Below are 23,465 nucleotides of genomic sequence, written 5' to 3'. Positions count from 1 at the left end.
ACTCTTCGGGCTGTTCTTTGTTCGATCCGAAAGTACAAAATTCACGAAATATCAGAAACCCTCACCCGATAAAAAGCGCAGACAATTTTTCGGGAAATGCCCGAACAAACACATCTTAAGAATTGATCGCCTCATAGCTGTTCTAAACTTCGAGAACCGTTTTGCAGCCTTTCGGGCAGTCAAAGATGTGGAAGCTATTGTCAAGCAGTTGATTTTGCGAAACTGATTCAACAAAAATTCGGTACAAGCTAGTAAAACCAATTAGAAAGGAGTAAACTATGGCAGAAAGCGTTTATAAAGTGATTGAACTTGTTGGCACCAGTACCGAATCCTGGGAAAAAGCAACAACAAACGCAATAGCTAAAGCTTCTGAAACACTACGCGACTTACGTATTGCAGAGGTAACAGCTATGGATGTCCACATTAACGACGGCACAATGGAATTCCGTACCAAGCTGAAAGTATCCTTCAAGTTTGAAGGTCACCATTAATGTCTTCAAGACCTTCCCTCGAATCGTTCGGAAGGTCTTTCTTCTTTAGCTGATAAACAAAATGCCTATAAATCATGCTGGCAGTCGTTGGTTGTGGCCCACGAATGGATCAATCGACCAGGCTGCATAACGCACCTAATCGCAAAATATACGATGGAAAAACTTATCGAGAAAGTCAAGCGCCGCATCGAGTCTCTAGCGCAAGAGCTCGAGCACATTTACAATGATTATCCCGAAGCTGTGATCGGCGAAATTACGGTCAAGAATATACTTGGAGGCATGCGGGGAATGAAAAGTCTGGTATGCAACACGTCTTATGTTGATCCCTACAAGGGGCTTTTCATCAGCGACCTGGAGATCCCCGATTTCGAAGATAAAAGCCCGGAAGAAATTTTCTTCCTGCTGGTTACCGGAAGCCTCCCCTCGGTCGACGAGCTTAATGAGTTGAAGAGCGAGTTCAACAAGCGCAGTCGGGTTCCGCAACATGTATGGACCACTTTAAAGTCGATGTCCCAAACCACCCACCCCATGACCATGTTCAGCATCGGGATCCTGGCGATGGAGGGGGAATCGGTCTTCAAACAAAAATATGCCCGGGGAATTCCAAAAAGCGACTACTGGAAATACACCCTTGAAGACTCGCTAAACCTGATCGCGAAGCTCCCCGAGCTGGCGGCCGGCATCTATCGGATCCTGTTCATGAATGGTGAGTTAATTGACACATCGGACGAAAAGCTGGACTTAGCCGGCAACCTAACCTACCGCCTGGGATTTAACCGGCACAATCCTTCATTTGCCGATTTAAACAGATTGTACCTAGTACTGCACTGCGACCATGAAGGAGGCAATGTAAGTGCCTTCACCTCGCGGGTCGTCAATTCGGCACTTTCCAACATCTATCTAGCGGCATCTGCCGGGCTCAACGGGTTAGCTGGGCCGCTTCACGGACTCGCCAATCAGGTGTGCTTGAACTTCATCACCTGCATTCACGACCAATTTGGCAACAACCCAACTGTTGACCAGGTTCGGGATTTTGTAACAGCTACCCTCGATGCAGGAAAAGTTATCCCCGGCTATGGGCACGCTGTCCTTCGCGTTACCGATCCGCGCTTCACCTCGTTCATGAAATTTGGCGACGCCCATTGCAGTGATTCACCTTATTTGCAAACGGTTAAAAAGCTCTTCCAAGTAGTTCCCGACATTTTGAGATCGTACAAAGGTGGCAAAGTCGCTAATCCCTGGCCTAACGTCGATGCCATTTCCGGCTCGTTGTTGTACCACTACGGCATGACACACTATGAGTTTTACACCGTGATGTTCGGAATATCGCGGGTTCTAGGGTTCTGCGCGCAAAACACCATTGCCCGGGGACTGCACCAGCCTATCATCAGGCCTAAAAGTGTTACAACCGCCTGGTTAAAGGAATACCTGAAAAAACAACCGGGAAGCTAGAAACGGCATCTTGAGGCACCCGGCACCCGCACATCTGCAACCTGTCGATCTCGTGTTCATGAATAGATATAGAAAAAGCCGCTTCCAATTCAGGAAAGCGGCCTTTTTTATTTTATCAAGCTATGAATCAAGCCTCAGCTGTGGGGCCTCCAAAAGTCATTGGCGGCATCATTGGATTAGCACCACCGGGAACATTAATTGTCCCTTGTGCCTTTTCGAACTTCTTCACATTTTCTTCCAAGGCCATCAACAGGCGTTTGGCATGCTCGGGAGTCAGAATAATTCTCGATTTGACGTTTGCCTTGGGTATTCCCGGCATAACACGTACAAAATCGAGCACAAACTCGGAAGTTGAATGGGTGATAATAGCCAGGTTCGAATAAGTCCCCTGAGCCACTTCTTCACTCAATTCAATCGTCAACTGATTCTTGTTCTTTGGATCTTCCATAACTATTCTTCGCGATTGGCGTTCTCAGCTTCTTTAATATCGACCATACGGTCGTATTCTTCGCGTGAACCCACAACCAGGTTTTTGTATTCTTTCAGACCGGTACCGGCAGGAATCAGGTGACCGCAGATCACGTTTTCCTTCAAACCATCCAAATAGTCAACCTTACCCTGGATCGCAGCCTCGTTCAATACTTTAGTTGTTTCCTGGAACGATGCGGCAGACAACCAGCTTCTGGTTTGCAGGGCAGCACGGGTGATACCTTGCAGGATTTGGCTTGATGTTGCCGGGATTGCTTCGCGCGATTCAATTAACTTCGCATCGCGACGACGTAATGTTGAGTTTTCGTCCCGTAAGCGACGGGCTGTTACAATCATTCCGGCGCGCAATTCTGAATCACCCGGATCCACAACGACCTTCTTATTGTAAATCCAGTCGTTCTCGTGCAGGAATTCATTCTTATCAACAATTTGTCTTTCCAGGAAGCGGGTATCACCCGGATCAGAGATCTCAACTTTACGCATCATCTGACGGATAATAACCTCGAAGTGCTTATCGTTGATTTTTACCCCCTGCATTCGGTATACATCCTGAACTTCATTCAAAATATACTCTTGTACGGCAGTTGGCCCTTTGATACCGAGGATGTCGGAAGGTGTAATTGCACCGTCGGACAGCGACGTACCTGCTTTGATATAATCGCTTTCCTGTACCAGAATCTGTTTTGACAGTGGTACCAGATATTTTTTAATCTCTCCGGTTTTCGACGTGACGGTGATCTCGCGGTTACCACGTTTGATTTTACCGAAAGAAATTTCACCATCGATTTCGGAAACAACAGCTGGGTTCGACGGGTTACGAGCTTCAAACAACTCGGTAACACGAGGAAGACCACCGGTGATATCGCCTGCTTTACCTGAAGCACGCGGGATTTTCACCAAAACCTTACCAGCGTTCACCATTTCACCTTCATCGACTGAAACGTGACCACCTACCGGCAAGTTGTATGAACGAATAACTTCGCCTTTTTCATCCAACAATTGCAACGATGGGTTTTTCGTTTTATCACGGGTTTCAATGATCACCTTCTCTTTGAATCCGGTTTGCTCATCCGACTCTTCGCGGTAAGTAATACCTTCGATCAGGTTTTCGAATGACACTTTACCGTTGTATTCCGAGATGATTACACCGTTATAGGGGTCCCATTCACAAATTTTCTGTCCTTTGGTTACTTCGGCTCCATTCTCGATGTAGAGTTTCGAACCGTAAGGGATCGTGTGGTTTGACAACGGAATACGTGTGTTCTTATCGATAATACGTAATTCGGCCAACCGACCAACAACAACATAAACCATGTTGCCGGCTTCGTCCTTGGTTTCAACCGTACGCAACTCTTCAATTTCGGCAATACCATCGTAACGCGACTCAACCATAGATTGAGAAGAAATGTTACCGGCGATACCCCCTACGTGGAAGGTACGAAGTGTCAACTGTGTACCCGGCTCACCAATTGATTGGGCCGCGATAACGCCGACGGCTTCACCACGACGGGCCAGGTTTGCAGTAGCCAGGTTACGTCCGTAACACTTACTACATACTCCAACCTTCGACTCACAAGTCAATACCGAACGAATTTCAACGCTTTCAATCGGAGAATCTTCGATTCTTTTCGCAATTTCTTCGTCAATCAACTCCCCGGTTGCTACAATCAGATCTCCGGTTAATGGGTGGAAGATATCGTGAACAGATGTACGGCCAACAATACGTTCGAAAAGTGATGAAACCACTTCTTCGTTATTTTTGACGGCTGTAGCAACAAGTCCGCGCAACGTTCCACAATCGTCTTCCGAGATGATTACATCTTGAGCAACATCCACCAAACGACGTGTCAAATAACCGGCATCGGCTGTTTTAAGAGCGGTATCGGCCAAACCTTTACGGGCACCGTGGGTCGAGATAAAGTACTCCAACACCGACAGACCCTCTTTAAAGTTTGCCAAAATCGGGTTTTCGATAATTTGAGCACCGGTAGAACCTGATTTTTGCGGCTTAGCCATCAAACCACGCATACCACACAACTGACGAATCTGCTCTTTCGATCCCCGGGCTCCGGAGTCCAACATCATGTAAACTGAGTTGAAGCCCTGACGGTCGGTACTCAATGTTTTCATCACCGAGTTTGTCAGTTTCGCGTTGGCATGTGTCCAGATATCGATAACCTGGTTGTAACGTTCGTTGTTGGTAATGAAACCCATATTATAGTTATTCATTACTTCTTCAACTTCGTTGTAGCCATCTTCTACAATCACCTTTTTGTCTTCGGGGATAACAACATCGCTCAGGTTAAACGACAAGCCTCCGCGATAGGCTGCTTTGTACCCCATTTCTTTGATATCATCCAGGAACTTAACAGTTGTCGCGTTTCCGGTTTTCTTGAAGATATCAGAGATAATATTTCTTAATGACTTTTTAGTCAATAGTTCGTTGATATAACCTGCTTTACGAGGTACCACCTGGTTTACCAACACACGACCTACTGTTGTTTCAACAATGTGCTTAAAGTATTCACCATTGTCGTCAACATCTTCTACTTTTACTTTAATGATCGTGTGTTTCTCCAAGCGACCTTCGTTATAGGCGATAATCACCTCGTCGGGAGAATAGAAAGTCATTCCCTCGCCACGAGCGCCTTCGCGGTGCTTGGTCATGTAGTACAGCCCCAGAACCATATCCTGTGAAGGTACCGTAATAGGCGCACCGTTTGCAGGGTTCAGCAAGTTTTGAGACGCCAACATCAACAACTGAGCTTCCAATACTGCGGCATTTCCCAGCGGCACGTGTACCGCCATCTGGTCACCATCGAAGTCGGCGTTGAAACCGGTACATACCAGCGGGTGCAAACGGATTGCTTTACCTTCGATCAACACAGGCTGGAATGCCTGAATTGACAGACGGTGCAGAGTCGGTGCACGGTTCAGCATAACCGGGTGTCCTTTCAATACGTTTTCCAGGATGTCCCAAACAACCGGATCTTTACGGTCAACGATTTTCTTGGCTGATTTAACGGTTTTTACAATACCACGCTCGATCAACTTCCGGATGATAAATGGTTTGTAAAGCTCGGCAGCCATATTTTTAGGCAAACCACACTCGTGCAATGACAAGGTTGGCCCAACAACAATTACCGAACGGGCTGAGTAGTCAACACGTTTACCCAACAAGTTTTGACGGAAACGACCTTGCTTACCTTTCAATGAGTCTGAAAGTGATTTCAGTGCGCGGTTATTTTCGGTCTTAACAGCGTTCGATTTTCGGGAGTTATCGAATAATGAATCGACAGCTTCCTGAAGCATCCGTTTTTCGTTACGCAGGATCACCTCAGGGGCTTTGATTTCAATCAATCTTTTCAAACGGTTGTTACGGATAATTACACGACGATACAAATCATTTAAGTCTGAAGTCGCGAAACGTCCACCATCCAGTGGCACCAACGGACGTAAATCCGGTGGAATAACGGGAACAACCTTCACAATCATCCATTCGGGACGGTTGATATTTTTGCTGGCACGAAATGCTTCAACAACCTGCAGGCGTTTCAACGCTTCATTTTTACGTTGTTGAGACGTTTCAGTGCTTGCGCGGTGACGTAAGTCATACGAAAGTTCATCCAGTTCGATGCGCTCGAGCAATTGATACAATGCTTCGGCACCCATTTTAGCGATGAACTTGTTGGGATCATCATCATCCAGGTACTGGTTTTCTTTCGGAAGCGTATCCAAAATATCCAGATATTCTTCTTCAGTTAAGAAATCCAAATTCTTGATTCCATCCTGAGCTTTAACACCAGCCTGAATCACCACATAACGTTCGTAGTAGATGATCGTATCTAATTTCTTTGTCGGTAACCCCAGCAAGTAACCAATTTTGTTTGGTAACGATTTGAAGTACCAGATGTGAGCAACCGGAACCACCAGCGAGATGTGTCCCATACGCTCGCGGCGTACTTTCTTTTCGGTTACTTCAACACCACAACGGTCACAAACGATCCCTTTGTAACGGATGCGCTTATATTTACCACAATGACATTCATAGTCTTTTACCGGCCCGAAGATCCGCTCACAAAACAAACCATCGCGTTCTGGTTTATAGGTTCTGTAGTTGATCGTTTCAGGCTTCAATACTTCACCGTGGGAACGTTCCAGAACTTCTTCCGGAGAAGCAAGACTAATTGCTATCTTCGAAAAACTGCTTTTAACTTTATTATCTTTTCTGAAAGCCATATATCGATGTCTTTTTTACAAATTAACTAAGAGGAACACCGAAGTGTCCCGTTGTCATCAGTCCATGTTAACACTTAACCCTAAGCCGCGCAACTCGTGCAGCAATACGTTTAGTGACTCCGGGATTCCGGGTTGCGGCATTGGCTCACCTTTAACAATGGCTTCATACGCTTTCGCACGGCCCAGAACATCGTCTGATTTAACAGTCAGGATTTCCTGTAAGATGTGTGAAGCACCAAATGCTTCGAGTGCCCAAACTTCCATCTCCCCGAAACGCTGACCACCGAACTGTGCTTTACCACCTAATGGCTGTTGCGTAATCAATGAGTATGGTCCGATTGAACGGGCGTGCATCTTATCTTCAACCATGTGTCCCAGTTTCAACATATAGATCACCCCTACGGTTGCAGGTTGATCAAAACGCTCTCCGGTTTCGCCATCGCGCAGATAAGCTTTACCGAAAGCGGGAACACCAGCTTTATCCGTATAAGCAGTTACTTCTTCAAGACTAGCACCGTCGAAAATCGGCGTAGCAAATTTCAGTCCTAATTCCTTACCTGCCCAGCCTAAAACAGTTTCGTAAATCTGTCCCAGGTTCATACGCGAGGGTACCCCTAGCGGGTTCAATACAATATCAACCGGCGTACCGTCTTCCAGGAACGGCATATCTTCGTCGCGAACAACGCGCGAAACAATACCCTTGTTACCGTGACGACCGGCCATTTTATCACCGATTTGTAGTTTACGTTTCTTCGCGATATAAACTTTCGCCAACTGAATAATACCTGCTGGTAACTCATCACCAATTGTTACATTGTAACGTTTACGACGAGCTATCGCTTCGTATTCTTTATATTTCTGGATGTAATTCAACACCAGACTGCGGATCATGTCATTTTTATCGTTATCCGTTGTCCATTTGTTTGGATTAACTGTAAGATAATCGATCTCCTGCAATTGCTTCAAGGTGAACTTCACACCTTTGGCAATCAAATCGCCGCCGTAATAATCTTTCACACCCTGGCTGGTTTTGCCATTTACCAGGTTGAAAAGTTTATCTTCCAAACGGGCATTCAACGCGCTGATCTGACGATCGAACTCTTCGTCAATCTGCTCCAGCATCGGCTTAGTAGCCTGTTTTCCCTTTTTGTCTTTCACAACACGAGAGAACAGTTTTTTGTCGATTACAACGCCATTTAACGATGGAGAGGCTTTCAACGAAGCATCTTTCACATCGCCGGCTTTGTCACCGAAGATCGCACGCAGCAATTTCTCTTCCGGTGAAGGATCTGATTCTCCTTTGGGTGTAATTTTACCGATCAGAATATCGCCTGGCTTAACCACTGCACCGATACGGATCAAGCCGTTTTCGTCGAGGTTGCGTGTTGCTTCTTCGCTCACGTTCGGGATATCTGAAGTAAATTCTTCAACTCCGCGTTTAGTATCGCGAACTTCCAACGAATACTCATCAACGTGAACCGAGGTAAACACGTCTTCACGAACGATGCGCTCTGAAATTACAATCGCATCCTCGTAGTTATATCCCTGCCAAGGCATGAAGGCCACTTTCAGGTTACGCCCCAAGGCCAATTCACCGCCTTCAGTTGCATAACCTTCCGTCAGAATTTGCCCCTTCACCACACGCTGACCTTTTTCAACGATTGGTTTCAGGTCGATTACGGTACCTTGGTTGGTTTTTTGGTATTTAGAAATTTTGTAGCTTTTCAATTCGTTGTCGAAGCTCACATATTTCTCGTCATCCGTCATATCGTAACGAATGATGATTTGGTCAGCATCAACATAGTCGATAACGCCATCACCTTCGGCAGCCACCATCACACGCGAATCGCGTGCTGAAGGTCCTTCCAATCCGGTTCCTACAATTGGTGCTTCAGGACGAAGCAATGGCACCGCCTGGCGCATCATGTTCGATCCCATCAAGGCACGGTTCGCATCATCGTGCTCAAGGAAGGTAATCAACGAAGCCGCTACCGATGCAATCTGGTTAGGACCAACATCCATCAATTGCACTTCTTCTTTTTCAACGACAGGATAGTCACCTTCCAAACGCGATTTTACCCGTTGATTCACGAAGAAGCCGTTATCGTCGATCGGCGCGTTGGCCTGAGCGATGATCTTTCCTTCTTCTTCTTCAGCTGTCAGGTACATTACACCGTCTTCAGACAAGTCAACCTGACCGTTTTCAACTTTCCGGTAAGGAGTTGAAATAAATCCGAGGTCGGTAACTTTCGCGAATACACACAGAGAAGAGATCAAACCAATGTTTGGTCCTTCAGGTGTTTCAATCGGACACAGACGACCGTAGTGCGTATAGTGAACGTCACGCACCTCGAAACCGGCACGCTCACGCGACAGACCGCCAGGTCCAAGAGCCGACATACGTCGTTTGTGGGTCATCTCAGCTAATGGGTTGGTTTGATCCATGAACTGAGAGAGCGCATTCGTTCCGAAGAACGAATTAATTACAGATGATAATGTTTTTGAGTTGATCAAGTCAATCGGAGTAAACACCTCGTTGTCGCGAACGTTCATTCGTTCACGGATTGTACGGGCCATACGGGCCAGACCAACTCCGAACTGTTGCGACATTTGTTCGCCTACGGTACGTACGCGACGGTTACTCAAGTGGTCGATATCGTCAACATCAGTTTTCGAGTTAACCAGCTTGATCAAATATTTGATGATTTCAATAATGTCTTCTTTCGTTAGTACTGTTACATCCATGTCGATGTTCAGTCCTAACTTTTTGTTGATACGGTAACGTCCTACTTCACCAAGGTCATAACGTTTCTCTGAGAAGAACAATTTATCGATTACGTCGCGGGCAGTCGCTTCATCGGGCGGTTCTGCGTTACGCAGCTGACGATAAATGTGCAATACAGCTTCTTTTTCCGAGTTACACGGGTCTTTTTGAAGCGTATTATATATAATGGCAAAATCCTGCAGGTTGTGATCCTCTTTGTGCAACAGGATTGTTTTAGCACCAGAGTCCAGGATTTCTTCAATATGTTCTTTTTCGATAACCGTTTCACGGTCAATCAGAACTTCGTTTCGTTCGATAGATACCACTTCACCGGTATCTTCATCTACGAAGTCTTCAACCCATGTTTTCAATACACGGGCTGCAAGTTTTCGGCCTACAACTTTCCCCAGGCCAGTTTTCGAAACTTTAATTTCGTCGGCCAGTCCGAAGATCTCGAGGATATCTTTATCCCCTTCGTAACCGATGGCCCGCAACAGGGTAGTTACAGGTAATTTCTTTTTACGGTCGATATATGCGTACATCACGCTGTTGATGTCAGTCGCAAATTCGATCCAGGATCCTTTGAAAGGAATAATACGGGCAGAGTATAATTTTGTGCCGTTAGCATGTACACTCTGGCCAAAGAAAACCCCAGGAGAACGGTGTAACTGAGAAACAACTACCCGTTCAGCACCGTTGATGACGTAGGTACCTTTTTCAGTCATATAGGGTACTGTTCCCAGATATACATCCTGAACCACGGTATCAAAATCTTCGTGTTCAGGGTCTGTACAATACAGTTTCAGTTTAGCCTTCACAGGGACACTATAAGTCAATCCCCTTTCGATACACTCGTCAAGTGAGTAACGCGGTGGATCAACTTGATAATCGATAAATTCCAGAACGAAATTATTGCGTGTATCTGTGATCGGGAAATTTTCTTCGAATACCTTGTATAAACCTTCGTCTTTTCTGTTTTCAGGAGTTGTTCCTAATTGAAAAAAGTCCTTAAAAGATTTAATCTGTACTTCGAGGAAATCTGGATAATCAAATACTGTTTTTGAAGAAGAGAAACTAATCCTCTGGTTTTCAACGTTTAATGACATGTATCAACTAAATTAAGTGAACTTAAAATCTAAATATGCAAAAAGGCTTAGAATCCCACAAGGCGTGGGACTCTAAACCATCAAGACCATTTATGGTCCTTAGTCTCTTATTTAAGTTCAACTTCGGCTCCAGCTTCTGTCAATTGAGCTTTAAGAGCTTCTGCTTCGTCTTTTGAAACTTTTTCTTTGATAGCTTTAGGCGCACCGTCAACTACTTCTTTTGCTTCTTTAAGACCTAAACCAGTTAATTCTTTAACCAATTTAACTACAGCCAATTTTGAACCACCAGCTGCTTTCAAAATAACGTCGAATTCTGTTTGTTCAGCAGCAGCAGCTTCGCCACCAGCAGCTGGACCAGCAGCTACAGCTACAGCAGCTGCAGCAGGTTCAATACCATATTCTGATTTTAAAATGTCAGCTAATTCATTAACTTCTTTTACAGTCAAGTTTACCAACTCTTCTGCAAGCACTTTTAAATCTGCCATTTCTTCTTAAATTTTTATGCGATAAATTGTAACTAAAATTATTCTTTTTCTGATAATGTCTGAAGGATACCGTGGATGGTGTTTCCGCTTGATTGCAACTGACCCAATACGGTTTTGATTGGTGATTGCAACAGGGCAACAATATCGCCAAGTAATTCGTCCTTAGACTTGATAGCGGTCAATGCATCTAATTGGTCTGCGCCAACATAAATTGATTCTTCAACATAGGCAGCCTTCAATAAAGGCTTTTTCTTTTTATTGTCTTTGCTGAAAGCTTTAATCAATTTTGCCGGTTCGTTACCAACCTCACAAAACATGATCGATGTATTGCCTTTAAGTACTTCGTAAAGTTCCTCTGCATTCTTTTCAGAATTTTCCAGAGCTTTACGCAAGAGTGTATTCTTAACAACAACCAGTTTGATGTCTTTGCTGAAACACTGACGACGAAGACTACTAGAGTCTTCTGCATTCAAGTCGGCAACGTCAGCAAGGTAAAAGTGGCTGTAAGAATTGATCTCTTGCGTTAGACTATCGATGATCTCTAACTTTTCTGATTTTTTCATTTCAACAATTCTTTACTAGTCAACTGACTTTGGTTCAACTTGAATTCCTGGACTCATGGTACTTGAAATGTAAATGCTCTTCACATAAGTACCTTTAGCAGCAGTCGGTTTCAGTTTGTTGATTGTATTCATGAATTCGCGTGCATTGTCTTCAATTTTTTTCGCGTCGAAAGACACTTTACCGATTGAAGTATGAACGATTCCGAATTTGTCAACTTTGAAATCAATCTTTCCTTGCTTTACTTCTTTGATAGCTTTACCAACCTCCATAGTCACGGTACCGCTTTTGGGGTTTGGCATCAAGCCTCTCGGACCAAGTACACGTCCCAGCGGGCCAATTTTACCCATTACAGGTGGTTGTGTAATCACAACATCGAAATCTGTCCAACCGCCTTTGATTTTGTCGATCATATCATCCAGACCTACGAAATCAGCACCGGCTTCTTTTGCTTCAGCTTCTTTATCTGGTGTTACCAGCGCCAAAACACGAACTTCTTTCCCTGTACCATGGGGTAATGACACAACGCCTCTAACCATTTGATTCGCTTTTCTGGGGTCAACTCCAAGGCGAACATCAATATCTACTGAAGCATCGAATTTGGTGAAAGTGATTTCCTTCACTAATTCAGAAGCTTCGGCCAGAGTATAGACTTTACCTTCTTCAAGTTTCTCCAGAGCTAGCTTTTTATTTTTTGTAATTCTGCCCATTTTAAAAATTTTAATTAGTTATTAGCTGGGAATTCACCTTCAACAGTAATACCCATACTTCTGGCAGTACCAGCAACCATTTTCATTGCTGACTCAACTGTAAAACAGTTTAAGTCGGCCATTTTAGATTCAGCAATTTGTTTTACCTGATCCCAGCTTACTTTCGCTACTTTTTTAGCGTGAGGTTCAGCTGAGCCTGATTTCAATTTTGCTGTTTCTAACAATTGAACGGCAACTGGGGGTTGTTTAATTACAAAATCAAACGATTTGTCTGCGTATACAGTAATGATAACGGGGAGCACTTTCCCAGCCAACTCTTGAGTACGGCCGTTAAACTGCTTGCAAAATTGCATGATATTTACCCCTTTGGCACCCAATGCTGGTCCGACTGGAGGTGAAGGGTTAGCTGCACCCCCCTTAATTTGTAATTTAATTAATCCAGCAACTTCTTTAGCCATAATAATAAATAATAAATTTAACTACTCCTTCTCGACTTGCATAAAGCTAAGTTCCAAAGGCGTTTTTCGTCCAAAAATTTTGACCATCACCTTCAACTTCTTCTTCTCTTCATTGATTTCCTCAATGATACCGTTAAATCCGTTAAAAGGACCGTCAGTAACTTTCACCGTCTCTCCAACAACATAAGGTATGTTCACCTCGGCGTCGGCTTCTGCCATCTGGTCTACCCGTCCTAAAATACGGTTCACCTCAGACATACGCATCGGCACAGGATCTCCTCCTTTGGTGTCACCTAAGAAACCGATCACGTTGGTAATATTTTTCAACATGTGCGGAATCTCACCAACAAGAGCAGCTTCAATCAAAATGTAACCGGGGAAGAAATTTCGCTCTTTAGCAATCTTTTTTCCGTTACGAATTTGATAAACCTTTTCTGTTGGAATGAGTACCTGTGAAACATACTCTTGAAGTCCAGCATTTGCTATTTCGCTTTCGATATACTCTTTAACCTTCTTCTCTTTACCTCCGACGGTTCTAAGAACATACCATTTTTTGACGTTTTCGCTCATTCTGAATCTCCAATCGTTTTAATAAAATAAACTGTACACTAAGTTCATAATGTTCTCAAAAGAGATATCCATTACGAAAACTATAAGTGCTATAATAAAGGAAGCAACCATTACAATAAAAGCACTGTTCTGCAACTCTTTCCAAGTAGGCCAACTAACCTTATGCACAAGCTCGTTATAAGCCTCTTCGAAATATAGTTTAAGTTTCATTCTAACTTTTTTTATCAGTTGTGGCGGATGAGTAAGAGTCGAACCTACTTTTAGAACACAAAAAACTCCCGTCGAGTTTCATCCGAAAAGAGTCCCGAATCCGAAGATCCGGGACTTCTCTTTATTTATTTTTACAACCTAAAAATTAGGCAGTGATTTCAGTTACCTGACCGGCACCTACAGTACGTCCACCTTCGCGGATTGCGAAACGAAGACCTACGTTCAATGCTACCGGGTAGATCAACTCAACGTTGATAGTTACGTTGTCACCAGGCATTACCATTTCGCGTCCTTCTTCCAGTGAAATTTCACCAGTTACGTCCAAAGTACGCAGGTAGAATTGAGGACGGTATTTGTTGTGGAATGGCGTGTGACGTCCACCTTCTTCTTTTTTCAATACGTAAACCTCAGCTTTGAATTTGGTGTGAGGAGTGATTGAACCAGGTTTCGCCAGAATCATACCACGTTTGATTTCTTTTTTGTCGATACCACGCAACAACAAACCTACGTTGTCACCAGCTTGACCTTCGTCCAAAATCTTACGGAACATCTCAACACCAGTACATACAGTCTTACGACCTTCAGCACCCAAACCGATGATTTGCATTTCGTCACCTGTGTGGATGATACCAGTTTCGATACGACCAGTAGCAACAGTACCACGACCAGTGATTGAGAATACGTCTTCAACAGGCATCAAGAATGGTTTTTCAACATCACGTGGAGGCAGTGGAATCCAAGTATCACAAGCTTCCATCAATTCCATTACTTTATCTTCCCACTGAGCTTCGCCGTTCAATGCACCTAATGCAGAACCTTGAATTACAGGAGTGTTATCGCCGTCGAAATCGTAGAAAGAAAGCAATTCACGAACTTCCATTTCAACCAATTCCAACAATTCTTCGTCTTCAACCATGTCAACTTTGTTCAAGAAAACAACGATTTTAGGTACGTTTACCTGACGACAAAGCAGGATGTGTTCACGAGTCTGAGGCATAGGACCGTCAGTAGCAGCACAAACAAGGATAGCACCGTCCATTTGAGCAGCACCAGTTACCATGTTTTTCACGTAGTCGGCGTGACCCGGACAGTCAACGTGTGCATAGTGACGAGTTGCTGTTTGGTACTCAACGTGAGCTGTATTAATTGTAATACCACGCTCTTTTTCTTCCGGAGCACTGTCGATAGAATCGAAAGATTTTACTTCTGAAAGACCTTTTTTTGCCAATACAGTTGTAATAGCAGCTGTCAGGGTAGTTTTACCGTGGTCAACGTGACCAATAGTACCAATGTTCACATGGTCCTTATCCCTATTAAAATGTTCTTTAGCCATAACAAATAAGAATTTTAAATTTTATTTTAATTTCAATCAGAGCCGAAGACGAGATTTGAACTCGTGACCTCATCCTTACCAAGGATGCGCTCTACCCCTGAGCTACTCCGGCAACTTAGTCCAAATTTGAGCGGGAGACGGGGATCAAACCCGCGACCCTTAGCTTGGAAGGCTAATGCTCTATCAGCTGAGCTACTCCCGCTAATCAGTTAAAAATCCAGAACACAAAGTTCAAAAGACAAATTTGGAATTTGAGCTTTGAGATTTGAAATTTCAACAGTGGTGGGGAGAGCAGGATTCGAACCTACGAAGACGAAAGTCAGCGGAGTTACAGTCCGCCCCAGTTGGCCACTTTGGTATCTCCCCATCAATTTCTTTCAATACTATAAAGAACGTTTCTTTTTCTTTTGAGCCGGATCACAGATTCGAACTGTGGACCCCGAGATTACAAATCACGTGCTCTGGCCAACTGAGCTAATCCGGCGTAACATTTGCTTAACCTTTTCCGGTGAACATGTCGCCAAACTGTTAAGCAGTTTAATTTCTCTTATCCTTTTAACGTCAACACACAGGTTCTCCGAAAAGGGTTTGCAAATGTATAAATATTTTTAATCACAGCACAAGTTCAAGTGCTTTTTTTTGAATTATTTTTCTTTGAGCTTTTCTTTGAATTTCGAGAGCTGCTTTTTCAATGCGTCCAGTGACAAGTCGATTGCCTCTTCGAAAGAATCTCCTTGCTTTTTAGCAAACAAATAATCGGCAGAAGGAATTGAAATTTTTATCTCGGCCAATTTATTATTGGCAATCTCCGGTCTTACTACTTTCAATACAACTTCGGCTGATATAATACCATCAAAGAAAGTATCCAACTTACTTGTTTTTTTAACTGCAAAATCGACCAACTTTTGATCGGCAGTAAAATGAATGGCATTTACTGTTACGTTCATAACTGTTCCTCCTCTTTTTTAATTAAGCCCTGGGGTGAGCTTGTTTATAAATGCTTTGTAATTTATCTGTCGATGTGTGCGTGTAAACCTGCGTTGCGGCCAGATTACTGTGCCCCAACAATTCTTTAACAGCATTCAGGTCGGCGCCACGATTCAACAGGTGGGTTGCATAGCTATGTCTTAAGGTATGCGGACTTTTCTTTTCGAGTGGGGTAACTAACGCTAAATGATTATTCACAACCCGATAGACCAACTTATGGTAGACGGGCTTCCCTTTGGCGGTAACAAATAAGCAAGCGGCTTGATCTCCAAATTCAGCTTTTCTCATACTTAAATAGTCTCCAATCAGGTTATTCAAACTCTTTGGATAAGGGACAATGCGTTCTTTCTTGTTTTTACCCAAAACCCTGATCAAAGTTTCATGTTGAAAAATATCCGAATCCTTCAGGCCGACTAATTCTGAAAGCCTGATCCCGGTACCGTAAAACAAGCTAACAATTAACTTGTCGCGGACACCTTCAAAATCGTCTCTAAAATAACCATTATCCAACAGTCGATGCAAAGCTTCTTCATCTACAAAAACCGGCAATTTTTTAGGAATCTTAGGAGCAACGACCGAGACCATCGGCGTTTGTTCAATCAATTCCTGCCGTTGCAGGTATTTATAGAATGACTTCAGCGTTGTAATTTTCCGATTCACCGTTTTCGCAGTCATTCCTTCTTGCATTAACGAAACAACCCAACTCCGGATCAGCTTACTACCAACCGCTAAAACGTCAAAATCCCCGACCGTTTTGAATAAATAATCTTCAAACTGATCGAGGTCTTTCTTATAAGCAACAACTGTATGATCCGAACAACGTTTTTCGAATCTCAGATATTTCAGAAAAGACTCCTGATGGGACATATAAGCTAAATTAATGCGACCAGGAACCTAGTAAAAACTAGTCTTCCTGACGCTGCATTTGCTCAATGTAGATCGCTTTTTTGACCTCAGCTCTTCTTTCAACAGAAGGCTTTGTAAAAGCTTGTCTCTCACGCAATTCTTTAATGACACCAGTCTTTTCGAATTTTCTTTTGAATCTCTTCAGGGCTCTTTCGATATTTTCGCCTTCTTTCACCGGAATAACGATCATATTATAAAATTTTAAATGTTTTTATTTTTTCGAGCCGCAAATTTAGAAATTTTGAAATACTTATCAAACTTATCTTGAAAAAATTACAAAATCCAATCAATTTTAACTACCAGCACCCAAGCTTCGTGATTCGTTTAATCTACATCGTTTTTATTTTATACTCGCTGCTATTTCTCTCCTCGATTTTTTCGACTTAAAAAGCCGCCAGTCCTTCGAACCTAGCTACCATTTTCTTTGTGCGCAATTTTTTTTTCCTCCATGCATACTATTTTAAATAATAACTTAATTTTCGAAAATGCTCCTGCCCGATAACTGAATCGGAAAGAAGGATGTTCTTATCGCTAATATAACCGTTTTTACTTCTGAAATCAACTATTCGTCGTGCTTCTTTATAATTAATGTATGGGTGAGCTGCCAACTCATCGACAGACAGGAAATTAAAGTCCAGCTTTCGCACCAAGGTAGAGTCCACTGCCAAAAAATCGCGATTACGATCCACCACTTCGGGATCCAGGCCATATACCTCTTTCAGTTGATCAACGCAAGCATAGCCGCCCAGCAAATCACGAAACTTCACAATCCGCGCTGACAATACAGGGCCAATGCCCCGTAGTTGCTGCAATTCGTCGGCTGAAGATTTATTGATATCGATTAGCGGTCGTTCTACTCGGGGCGCTGGTTCTTCAGCGATCTCCTCATTTGGCTTTTCCTGCGCACGCCGCTTAGGAGATGTTTTCAACTCACTGGCAGCAATGCTCACTTTAACTTGCGGGGAAGTAATTTGCAGGTACGGCTCAATCGCCGCATACACCGAATCGTTCATTCCGTACAATTTCCGAAAATCCCGGGGCCTCGAGAACCGCCCGCCATGCTGACGATAGCGCAACAAATTACGCTTCACAAAGAATGGAAGATCCAGCTTAGCTAAACTCAATGAATCGATTGTATTGGGGTCGAAAGTAAAAAGAGTCACTTTGTGCCGCTGATTATGCTGTTCCGCGGCCTTCTGCCCGGCAACAAACTGCTCAAAACTTTCGCGATCTGCCGGCGTGGGCTGCTCAAAACAAAAGAGCATCTGCTTGACTGCAACAACAATCGAGATCAGGACAATCAACACGATGATCCCCAGGCGCTCACCCCGTGTGAAGGAAAAATATTCTTTTATGGCTCGCCGTAATTCCATAAGCAAAAGTTGCCATAAAATACGAAAAAACAAGCTAAATATAAAAGGCACAAAAAGCTGCTCACCACGAGCCCCAAAGCCGCTAAATATTCAATAAGCCAATTCCCTTCAGGAAGACAATCGCAATGGCGAAAGGCGCAATAAAGCGAACCAGAAATATAAACACGGAGAGGAAAAGTGCCGAAATACTTCCGCCTTTTTCAATTTCCTCGCGAACGCGCTTACGACCAAGCTTCCAACCAACAAATAAGGAAATAAACAAGCCGCCGAGCGGCAACAACAGGTTCGCTGAAATCCAGTCGAGCAAATCGAAAAAGTTAAGATCGAAAAAGGTGTAATCTTCGAAGATGCCCATCGACAGGGAACAGATCACCCCAAGTAAGGCAATAATAACCGTTGCAAAAACCGTCGCAATTTTACGCTTCAGCTTCAACTCTTCGTGGAAATAAGCGACCACCACCTCGAGAATTGAAATAGAAGAAGTCAACGCAGCCACCGTCAGCAATACGAAAAACAAAATTGAAAAGACGTAACCACCGGGCATTTGTTCAAACACCGTTGGAAGTGTAATGAACACCAAGCCCGGGCCACTGCCCGCCTCGATTCCGAAAGCAAACACCGCCGGAAAAATTGCCACACCTGCAAGTATCGCGATCATCGTGTCGGCCACGGTTACATTAATGGCTGTATTAATCAGGTTATTCTCCTTATCGATGTACGAACCGTAAGTAATTAAGGTCCCCATCCCGAGGCTTAACGAAAAGAAAGCATGCCCCAGAGCACTTAAGATCCCCTCTCCTGTCAGCTTCGAGAAATCAGGGTGAAACAAAAATCTCAATCCTTCGCCTGCGCCGGGCAAGGTAACCGCCCGCACATCCAACACCAAAATGATTACAACCAACAGCGGCATCAGGATCTTCACATTCTTCTCGATCCCGTTTTTAATCCCGACCATCACAATCAGACCCGTCAAAAACATAAACACAAGCTGATAGATGACCGGCCGAAAGGGAGCAGCAATAAACTGCGCGAACATCTCGTTCAACTGCTCGGGCGATTGCGATTTAAACCCATTCAGAACCGAAAGCACCACATACTCGACACTCCAGCCCGCGACAACTCCGTAAAAGGCTAAAATCATAAAGGCCGCGCCAACGCCCATTATACCGACATAACGCCACATTGACTTTGGAGCTAATTTCTTAAATGCGCCAAAAGCATTCCGCCTCGACCGACGACCGATAATCAACTCCGAAAGCATAACAGGCAATCCAATGGCCAGAATAAAGCCCAAATAGACGAACAAAAAGGCAGCCCCTCCATACACACCGGTTATGTATGGAAATTTCCAAATATTTCCAAGGCCAACAGCCGAACCTGCTGCTGCCGCAATTACGCCGAACTTACTGGAAAACTCTGCTCTTCCGCCTTTGTTTTTTTCCGCCATACTTTCAATTTTATATCAGCTCGTATTTGTTGATTTCAATTTGACGTAAAAAAGCAAAAAATATAAATGGAATACAAAAAAGCCCCCCGAAGGTCGGAGAGCTTTAATAAATATTTGATAAAGAGCTTAGTTCTTACCAATACAATTCAAGTCTTCGAAAGCGATTTTCAAACGCGCAATCTGCGCCTCTTCCGCTTTACGAATCCAGACACGAGGATCGTAATATTTCTTGTTCGGCTTATCCTCGCCCTCGGGATTACCAATTTGCCCCTGCAGGTAACCGCGATTAGCAGCCTCGTAGGCACGAACACCATCCCAGTATGCCCATTGCGTGTCGGTGTCGATATTCATTTTGATGACACCATACGAAATGGCTTCTCGAATTTCGTCGTGTGTTGAGCCCGAGCCACCGTGGAATACAAAATTCACCGGTTTAGCTTCAGCCAGGCTGTACTTTTGAGCGATGTATTTTTGCGATGCATCCAAAATCTTCGGTGTCAGTTTTACGTTACCTGGCTTGTAAACACCATGCACATTACCAAAAGAGGCCGCAATGGTGAAGTTCGGGCTTACTTTCTTCAGCTCTTCGTAGGCGTAGGCTACTTCTTCGGGCTGTGTATACAATAAGGCATTATCAACATCGGTATTGTCAACTCCGTCTTCTTCGCCTCCGGTAACACCCAGCTCAATCTCCAGCGTCATGTCGATTTTAGCCATGCGCTCGAGGTATTTTTTACAAGTCTCAATATTTTCTTCCAGCGGTTCTTCCGACAGGTCGATCATGTGAGAAGAGAACAACGGCTTGCCGGTTTCGGCATAAAATTTTTCACCTGCATCGAGCAGACCGTCAATCCAGGGCAACAATTTTTTTGCGGCATGATCGGTGTGCAAAACCACGCGAACGCCATATAATTCGGCAATTTGATGAACGTATTTTGCACCGGCAATGGCGCCGGCTATTTGGACTTGTTGTCCGTCCAGCTTTAATCCTTTACCGGCATAAAACTGAGCACCGCCATTCGAAAACTGAATCATCACCGGAGAATCGACAACTTTGGCTGCTTCCAACACAGCATTCACCGAACTTGAGCTTACAACATTTACAGCAGGCATTGCAAACTGACCTTCTTTTGCCAATTTGAAAAGTAACTGCAAATCAGCGCCGGTCACAACTCCTGGCTTAATGTGATCTGATATTTTTCCCATTGTTAAAATGAATTTTAATAAACAACTACACTCACAACTATCAAGTTGCCGAAAAGTTCATCCAAATGTGTTAAGCTTAGTTTAAAATCGAAAACACCAGCTGCCCCCAGGCTGGTCAAATGCTCAAATAATTGCTAAACTTGTTGCGGTTTTGAAAAACCGAGCAGCACAGATGCCCGCGAGGTGTTTTGAATGCTCTGTTTTCGGAAGCTAAAAAACCGAGAAAAAAGTAATTTAATCAACTAATTATCATCAAAAATGGCAGTAAGTTATAAAGACTTAGGGCTCGTTAACACAAAAGAGCTGTTCAAAAAAGCTGTTGACGGCGGTTATGCAATTCCTGCATACAACTTCAATAACCTGGAGCAACTTCAGGCAATCATCCAAGCATGTGTTGAAACAAAATCTCCTGTAATTCTTCAGGTATCTTCAGGTGCACGTAAATATGCCAACGCGACTTTGTTGCGCAACATGGCTCGTGGCGCTGTTGAATACGCTGCTGAATTAGGTTACGAAATTCCTGTTGTTCTTCACCTGGATCACGGCGACACATTCGAGTTGTGTAAAGACTGTATCGACAATGGTTTCTCTTCAGTAATGATCGATGGTTCTCACCACCCTTACGAAGAAAACATTGCGTTGACTAAAAAAGTGGTTGAATACGCGCACGCACACGGCGTAACTGTTGAAGGTGAGTTAGGCGTATTGGCCGGCGTTGAAGACGACGTTGTTGCTGAACACTCAACTTATACGAAACCCGAAGAAGTAGAAGATTTCGTAAAACGTACTGGCGTTGATTCATTGGCAATCTCAATCGGTACTTCTCACGGAGCACACAAATTTACACCTGCACAGTGTACTAAAAACGCAGATGGCGTATTAGTTCCACCTCCATTGAAATTCGAAATCCTGGAAGAAATTGAAAAACGTATTCCTGGTTTCCCTATCGTATTACACGGTGCCTCTTCGGTTCCAATGCAATACGTTAACCAAATCAACGAATTTGGTGGTTCATTGGCTGCTGCTGTTGGTATCCCCGAAGAACAATTGCGTAAAGCTGCGAAATCAGCCGTATGTAAAATCAACATCGACTCTGACGGTCGTTTGGCCATGACTGCTGCTGTACGCAAAGTGTTCATGGAAAAACCAGGCGAATTTGACCCTCGTAAATACCTGGGACCTGCTCGCGACGAGTTGAAGCAATTGTACATGAACAAAAACATCAACGTTTTAGGTTCTGCTGAACAAGCTTAATCAAGCGCATATAATATTATAAGGAAGGATGGCCCCAGGGTCATCCTTTTTTTATGTCCGAAAATCGGACAAATAGCCTCGAATACCGGCACTCACGGCACAAAAAGATCTGCTGAGGTCTGCAAATATTCGGGTCTGCTGTTGATCTGCGTCAATCAAACCTGCTTCACTCCTTCTAAAATTCACCGATATCGAAAAAAAAAAAAATTGTAACAACCCGTTCCTTCTTCGAACTAAATTGAAAAAACACCTCCATTGAATGACTACAAAAGAAGAACGATTCAACAAAATTGTTGCCGACAATGAAAAACGAATCCGGCGAATATGCCGCTACTATGCGCCCTTCGAACAGGACTCGGACGATATGTGCCAGGAAGTACTGGTCAATATCTGGAAAAGCCTGGACAATTTCCGGGGCGATGCGGCCATCAGCACCTGGATTTATCGCATTGCGGTGAACACCTCACTCAGTTTTGCGGGCCGATCGGTTAAACAAGCCCGGTTCCGTGTCGATGCCGACCTGCAACAATTGGGAAAGCTCATTGACGACGACAAGTCCGACTACGAGTTGCGCGAGTGGCAGCTGGATGCCATGCAAACCCAAATCAACCAACTATCGATTATCGACAAGGCACTCATCAGCCTGGTACTCGAAGATTTGCCGGGCAAAGAGATTGCCAGCATCATCGGGCTCACCGAGCCAAACGTGCGGGTCAAGCTCCACCGCATAAAAGAGACACTTCGACAATCGCTGCAACAACAACTCAATCAACAAGACCTGTAAAAAGATTAGCAACATGAATCAACTCATTCAGAAATTACAAAAAGAAGATCGCCGGATGACCCGCCTGATCCGCGGCGTCAAAATCATGTACCTGATTTTGATCCCGATTTACACGCTCCTATCCCTGTTTACCCCCGACTTCACGCTCGTTCAACGTGGCGGAGGGATACTGGTGGTCTTGGGATTCATCGCATTCACCGTTTTATTTCAACGACGCATCAATGAGTTTAACTCCGTTGACTATGCCCTGCCAACCACCCAAATGCTCTCCCAAACCATGAAACGGTACAAATTCTGGAAACCCGAGCTGCCCTGCGCGCTGCTTGCGGCCCTGCTGATTGACGCGGGGCTTTGCCTGATCCATGTCGAGAACTTTACCGACCCGCAAATCCGGGCCAAACTGCTCGACATCCAGGGCACCATGCTCCCGGCCTTGCTAATCGGGATAGTCATCGGAACAGCGTGGTGGTATCTCAAACACAAACCGCTACACGACCAGGCTCAAACGATGCTCAACGAACTAATGCAGGAATAGCCACTCGATCCGACCGACACAAAAAGGTCGGATCTTTTCTTTTTCGGGAAGTCCCACCCTCCACTGCCACCCCTCCGGGAGTGCCGAAGCTTTCAGCCGGGCTCT

The 23,465-nt window shown here is 44.2% G+C and carries 21 protein-coding genes, 4 tRNA genes and 1 pseudogene; 5 read left to right on the top strand and 21 right to left on the bottom strand.

Going from position 1 to position 23,465, the window contains the following annotated elements; genetic code table 11:
• Nucleotides 1-278 precede the first annotated feature (278 nt).
• Nucleotides 279-491 carry a dodecin family protein gene (locus C8N47_RS13805; RefSeq protein ID WP_107823162.1) on the top strand — a complete coding sequence of 71 codons (213 nt, stop codon included), beginning with the start codon at nucleotides 279-281 and terminating at the stop codon, nucleotides 489-491.
• A gap of 153 nt (nucleotides 492-644) precedes the next feature.
• Nucleotides 645-1,943 (top strand): citrate (Si)-synthase, encoded by a 1,299-nt coding sequence (locus tag C8N47_RS13800; protein WP_107823161.1) that lies wholly within the window; start codon nucleotides 645-647, stop codon nucleotides 1,941-1,943.
• Between the two features lie 127 nt (nucleotides 1,944-2,070).
• On the opposite strand, the gene C8N47_RS13795 is transcribed toward C8N47_RS13800, so the two are convergent.
• The 21 genes and pseudogenes from C8N47_RS13795 to fbaA form a co-directional block, all read right to left on the bottom strand.
• Nucleotides 2,071-2,391, bottom strand: coding sequence for a DUF3467 domain-containing protein (locus C8N47_RS13795; RefSeq protein ID WP_107823160.1), 321 nt, complete (start codon nucleotides 2,389-2,391; stop codon nucleotides 2,071-2,073).
• Between the two features lie 2 nt (nucleotides 2,392-2,393).
• A complete protein-coding gene (rpoC, locus tag C8N47_RS13790) occupies nucleotides 2,394-6,671 on the bottom strand; it encodes a DNA-directed RNA polymerase subunit beta' (protein WP_107823159.1) in 4,278 nt (1,425 codons plus the stop codon).
• Nucleotides 6,672-6,728: 57 nt separating this feature from the next.
• Nucleotides 6,729-10,541, bottom strand: coding sequence for a DNA-directed RNA polymerase subunit beta (gene rpoB / locus C8N47_RS13785; protein ID WP_107823158.1), 3,813 nt, complete (start codon nucleotides 10,539-10,541; stop codon nucleotides 6,729-6,731).
• A gap of 107 nt (nucleotides 10,542-10,648) precedes the next feature.
• Nucleotides 10,649-11,026, bottom strand: a complete 378-nt coding sequence (gene rplL, locus C8N47_RS13780; protein ID WP_107823157.1) for a 50S ribosomal protein L7/L12 — start codon at nucleotides 11,024-11,026, stop codon at nucleotides 10,649-10,651.
• A gap of 38 nt (nucleotides 11,027-11,064) precedes the next feature.
• Nucleotides 11,065-11,589 carry a 50S ribosomal protein L10 gene (rplJ, locus tag C8N47_RS13775; protein WP_107823156.1) on the bottom strand — a complete coding sequence of 175 codons (525 nt, stop codon included), beginning with the start codon at nucleotides 11,587-11,589 and terminating at the stop codon, nucleotides 11,065-11,067.
• A gap of 15 nt (nucleotides 11,590-11,604) precedes the next feature.
• Complete coding sequence (gene rplA, locus C8N47_RS13770) at nucleotides 11,605-12,297, bottom strand: 50S ribosomal protein L1 (protein ID WP_107823155.1); 693 nt, start codon at nucleotides 12,295-12,297, stop codon at nucleotides 11,605-11,607.
• A 14-nt stretch (nucleotides 12,298-12,311) separates the two neighbouring features.
• On the bottom strand, nucleotides 12,312-12,755 hold the full coding sequence (gene rplK / locus C8N47_RS13765; protein WP_107823154.1) for a 50S ribosomal protein L11: 444 nt from the start codon (nucleotides 12,753-12,755) through the stop codon (nucleotides 12,312-12,314).
• A gap of 21 nt (nucleotides 12,756-12,776) precedes the next feature.
• On the bottom strand, nucleotides 12,777-13,325 hold the full coding sequence (nusG, locus tag C8N47_RS13760) for a transcription termination/antitermination protein NusG (RefSeq protein ID WP_107823153.1): 549 nt from the start codon (nucleotides 13,323-13,325) through the stop codon (nucleotides 12,777-12,779).
• Between the two features lie 18 nt (nucleotides 13,326-13,343).
• On the bottom strand, nucleotides 13,344-13,535 hold the full coding sequence (gene secE / locus C8N47_RS13755; protein ID WP_107823152.1) for a preprotein translocase subunit SecE: 192 nt from the start codon (nucleotides 13,533-13,535) through the stop codon (nucleotides 13,344-13,346).
• Nucleotides 13,536-13,680: 145 nt separating this feature from the next.
• Nucleotides 13,681-14,868, bottom strand: coding sequence for an elongation factor Tu (gene tuf, locus C8N47_RS13750; protein WP_107823151.1), 1,188 nt, complete (start codon nucleotides 14,866-14,868; stop codon nucleotides 13,681-13,683).
• Between the two features lie 40 nt (nucleotides 14,869-14,908).
• Nucleotides 14,909-14,980: transfer RNA gene (locus tag C8N47_RS13745), tRNA-Thr, on the bottom strand.
• Between the two features lie 17 nt (nucleotides 14,981-14,997).
• Nucleotides 14,998-15,070 (bottom strand) — tRNA-Gly (locus C8N47_RS13740).
• 78 nt (nucleotides 15,071-15,148) lie between these two features.
• Nucleotides 15,149-15,234: transfer RNA gene (locus C8N47_RS13735), tRNA-Tyr, on the bottom strand.
• 44 nt (nucleotides 15,235-15,278) lie between these two features.
• A tRNA-Thr gene (locus tag C8N47_RS13730) sits at nucleotides 15,279-15,352 on the bottom strand.
• Nucleotides 15,353-15,512: 160 nt separating this feature from the next.
• A complete protein-coding gene (hpf, locus tag C8N47_RS13725; RefSeq protein ID WP_107823150.1) occupies nucleotides 15,513-15,815 on the bottom strand; it encodes a ribosome hibernation-promoting factor, HPF/YfiA family in 303 nt (100 codons plus the stop codon).
• 22 nt (nucleotides 15,816-15,837) lie between these two features.
• A complete protein-coding gene (locus C8N47_RS13720) occupies nucleotides 15,838-16,458 on the bottom strand; it encodes a tyrosine-type recombinase/integrase (protein WP_245915718.1) in 621 nt (206 codons plus the stop codon).
• A gap of 15 nt (nucleotides 16,459-16,473) precedes the next feature.
• Nucleotides 16,474-16,722, bottom strand: a pseudogene (locus C8N47_RS18935) (site-specific integrase); the annotation flags it as partial.
• Between the two features lie 37 nt (nucleotides 16,723-16,759).
• Nucleotides 16,760-16,951, bottom strand: a complete 192-nt coding sequence (rpsU, locus tag C8N47_RS13715) for a 30S ribosomal protein S21 (RefSeq protein WP_107823148.1) — start codon at nucleotides 16,949-16,951, stop codon at nucleotides 16,760-16,762.
• A 265-nt stretch (nucleotides 16,952-17,216) separates the two neighbouring features.
• Entirely contained in the window at nucleotides 17,217-18,134 is a 918-nt protein-coding gene (locus C8N47_RS13710) for a helix-hairpin-helix domain-containing protein (protein WP_107823147.1), read from the bottom strand.
• A gap of 82 nt (nucleotides 18,135-18,216) precedes the next feature.
• The gene (locus C8N47_RS13705; protein WP_107823146.1) at nucleotides 18,217-19,581 is read right to left on the bottom strand and encodes a sodium-dependent transporter; all 1,365 of its coding nucleotides are present in this window, start codon (nucleotides 19,579-19,581) and stop codon (nucleotides 18,217-18,219) included.
• A gap of 126 nt (nucleotides 19,582-19,707) precedes the next feature.
• Nucleotides 19,708-20,787 (bottom strand): class II fructose-bisphosphate aldolase, encoded by a 1,080-nt coding sequence (fbaA, locus tag C8N47_RS13700; RefSeq protein WP_107823145.1) that lies wholly within the window; start codon nucleotides 20,785-20,787, stop codon nucleotides 19,708-19,710.
• Between the two features lie 258 nt (nucleotides 20,788-21,045).
• Here fbaA and C8N47_RS13695 point away from each other — a divergent pair, with 258 nt between their 5' ends.
• From C8N47_RS13695 to C8N47_RS13685, 3 genes are all read left to right on the top strand, one after another.
• Nucleotides 21,046-22,041 (top strand): class II fructose-bisphosphate aldolase, encoded by a 996-nt coding sequence (locus tag C8N47_RS13695; protein WP_107823144.1) that lies wholly within the window; start codon nucleotides 21,046-21,048, stop codon nucleotides 22,039-22,041.
• Between the two features lie 259 nt (nucleotides 22,042-22,300).
• A complete protein-coding gene (locus C8N47_RS13690; RefSeq protein WP_107823143.1) occupies nucleotides 22,301-22,825 on the top strand; it encodes an RNA polymerase sigma factor in 525 nt (174 codons plus the stop codon).
• A 13-nt stretch (nucleotides 22,826-22,838) separates the two neighbouring features.
• Nucleotides 22,839-23,360, top strand: a complete 522-nt coding sequence (locus C8N47_RS13685) for a hypothetical protein (protein ID WP_107823142.1) — start codon at nucleotides 22,839-22,841, stop codon at nucleotides 23,358-23,360.
• Nucleotides 23,361-23,465 lie beyond the last annotated feature (105 nt).

It is taken from the genome of Mangrovibacterium marinum (genome assembly GCF_003046625.1).
Lineage (GTDB): Bacteria > Bacteroidota > Bacteroidia > Bacteroidales > Prolixibacteraceae > Mangrovibacterium > Mangrovibacterium marinum.
Note: the sequence above shows the minus strand (reverse complement) of the source record. Positions and strands in the feature narration are given on the sequence as shown.

What these genes read in the sequence shown, in the direction of transcription:
- C8N47_RS13805 (WP_107823162.1), top strand. Translation starts at nt 279, where the DNA reads ATGGCAGAAAGCGTTTATAAAGTGATTGAACTTGTTGGCACCAGTACC.
- C8N47_RS13800 (WP_107823161.1), top strand. Translation starts at nt 645, where the DNA reads ATGGAAAAACTTATCGAGAAAGTCAAGCGCCGCATCGAGTCTCTAGCG.
- C8N47_RS13795 (WP_107823160.1), bottom strand. Translation starts at nt 2,391, where the DNA reads ATGGAAGATCCAAAGAACAAGAATCAGTTGACGATTGAATTGAGTGAA.
- rpoC (WP_107823159.1), bottom strand. Translation starts at nt 6,671, where the DNA reads ATGGCTTTCAGAAAAGATAATAAAGTTAAAAGCAGTTTTTCGAAGATA.
- rpoB (WP_107823158.1), bottom strand. Translation starts at nt 10,541, where the DNA reads ATGTCATTAAACGTTGAAAACCAGAGGATTAGTTTCTCTTCTTCAAAA.
- rplL (WP_107823157.1), bottom strand. Translation starts at nt 11,026, where the DNA reads ATGGCAGATTTAAAAGTGCTTGCAGAAGAGTTGGTAAACTTGACTGTA.
- rplJ (WP_107823156.1), bottom strand. Translation starts at nt 11,589, where the DNA reads ATGAAAAAATCAGAAAAGTTAGAGATCATCGATAGTCTAACGCAAGAG.
- rplA (WP_107823155.1), bottom strand. Translation starts at nt 12,297, where the DNA reads ATGGGCAGAATTACAAAAAATAAAAAGCTAGCTCTGGAGAAACTTGAA.
- rplK (WP_107823154.1), bottom strand. Translation starts at nt 12,755, where the DNA reads ATGGCTAAAGAAGTTGCTGGATTAATTAAATTACAAATTAAGGGGGGT.
- nusG (WP_107823153.1), bottom strand. Translation starts at nt 13,325, where the DNA reads ATGAGCGAAAACGTCAAAAAATGGTATGTTCTTAGAACCGTCGGAGGT.
- secE (WP_107823152.1), bottom strand. Translation starts at nt 13,535, where the DNA reads ATGAAACTTAAACTATATTTCGAAGAGGCTTATAACGAGCTTGTGCAT.
- tuf (WP_107823151.1), bottom strand. Translation starts at nt 14,868, where the DNA reads ATGGCTAAAGAACATTTTAATAGGGATAAGGACCATGTGAACATTGGT.
- hpf (WP_107823150.1), bottom strand. Translation starts at nt 15,815, where the DNA reads ATGAACGTAACAGTAAATGCCATTCATTTTACTGCCGATCAAAAGTTG.
- rpsU (WP_107823148.1), bottom strand. Translation starts at nt 16,951, where the DNA reads ATGATCGTTATTCCGGTGAAAGAAGGCGAAAATATCGAAAGAGCCCTG.
- C8N47_RS13710 (WP_107823147.1), bottom strand. Translation starts at nt 18,134, where the DNA reads ATGGAATTACGGCGAGCCATAAAAGAATATTTTTCCTTCACACGGGGT.
- C8N47_RS13705 (WP_107823146.1), bottom strand. Translation starts at nt 19,581, where the DNA reads ATGGCGGAAAAAAACAAAGGCGGAAGAGCAGAGTTTTCCAGTAAGTTC.
- fbaA (WP_107823145.1), bottom strand. Translation starts at nt 20,787, where the DNA reads ATGGGAAAAATATCAGATCACATTAAGCCAGGAGTTGTGACCGGCGCT.
- C8N47_RS13695 (WP_107823144.1), top strand. Translation starts at nt 21,046, where the DNA reads ATGGCAGTAAGTTATAAAGACTTAGGGCTCGTTAACACAAAAGAGCTG.
- C8N47_RS13690 (WP_107823143.1), top strand. Translation starts at nt 22,301, where the DNA reads ATGACTACAAAAGAAGAACGATTCAACAAAATTGTTGCCGACAATGAA.
- C8N47_RS13685 (WP_107823142.1), top strand. Translation starts at nt 22,839, where the DNA reads ATGAATCAACTCATTCAGAAATTACAAAAAGAAGATCGCCGGATGACC.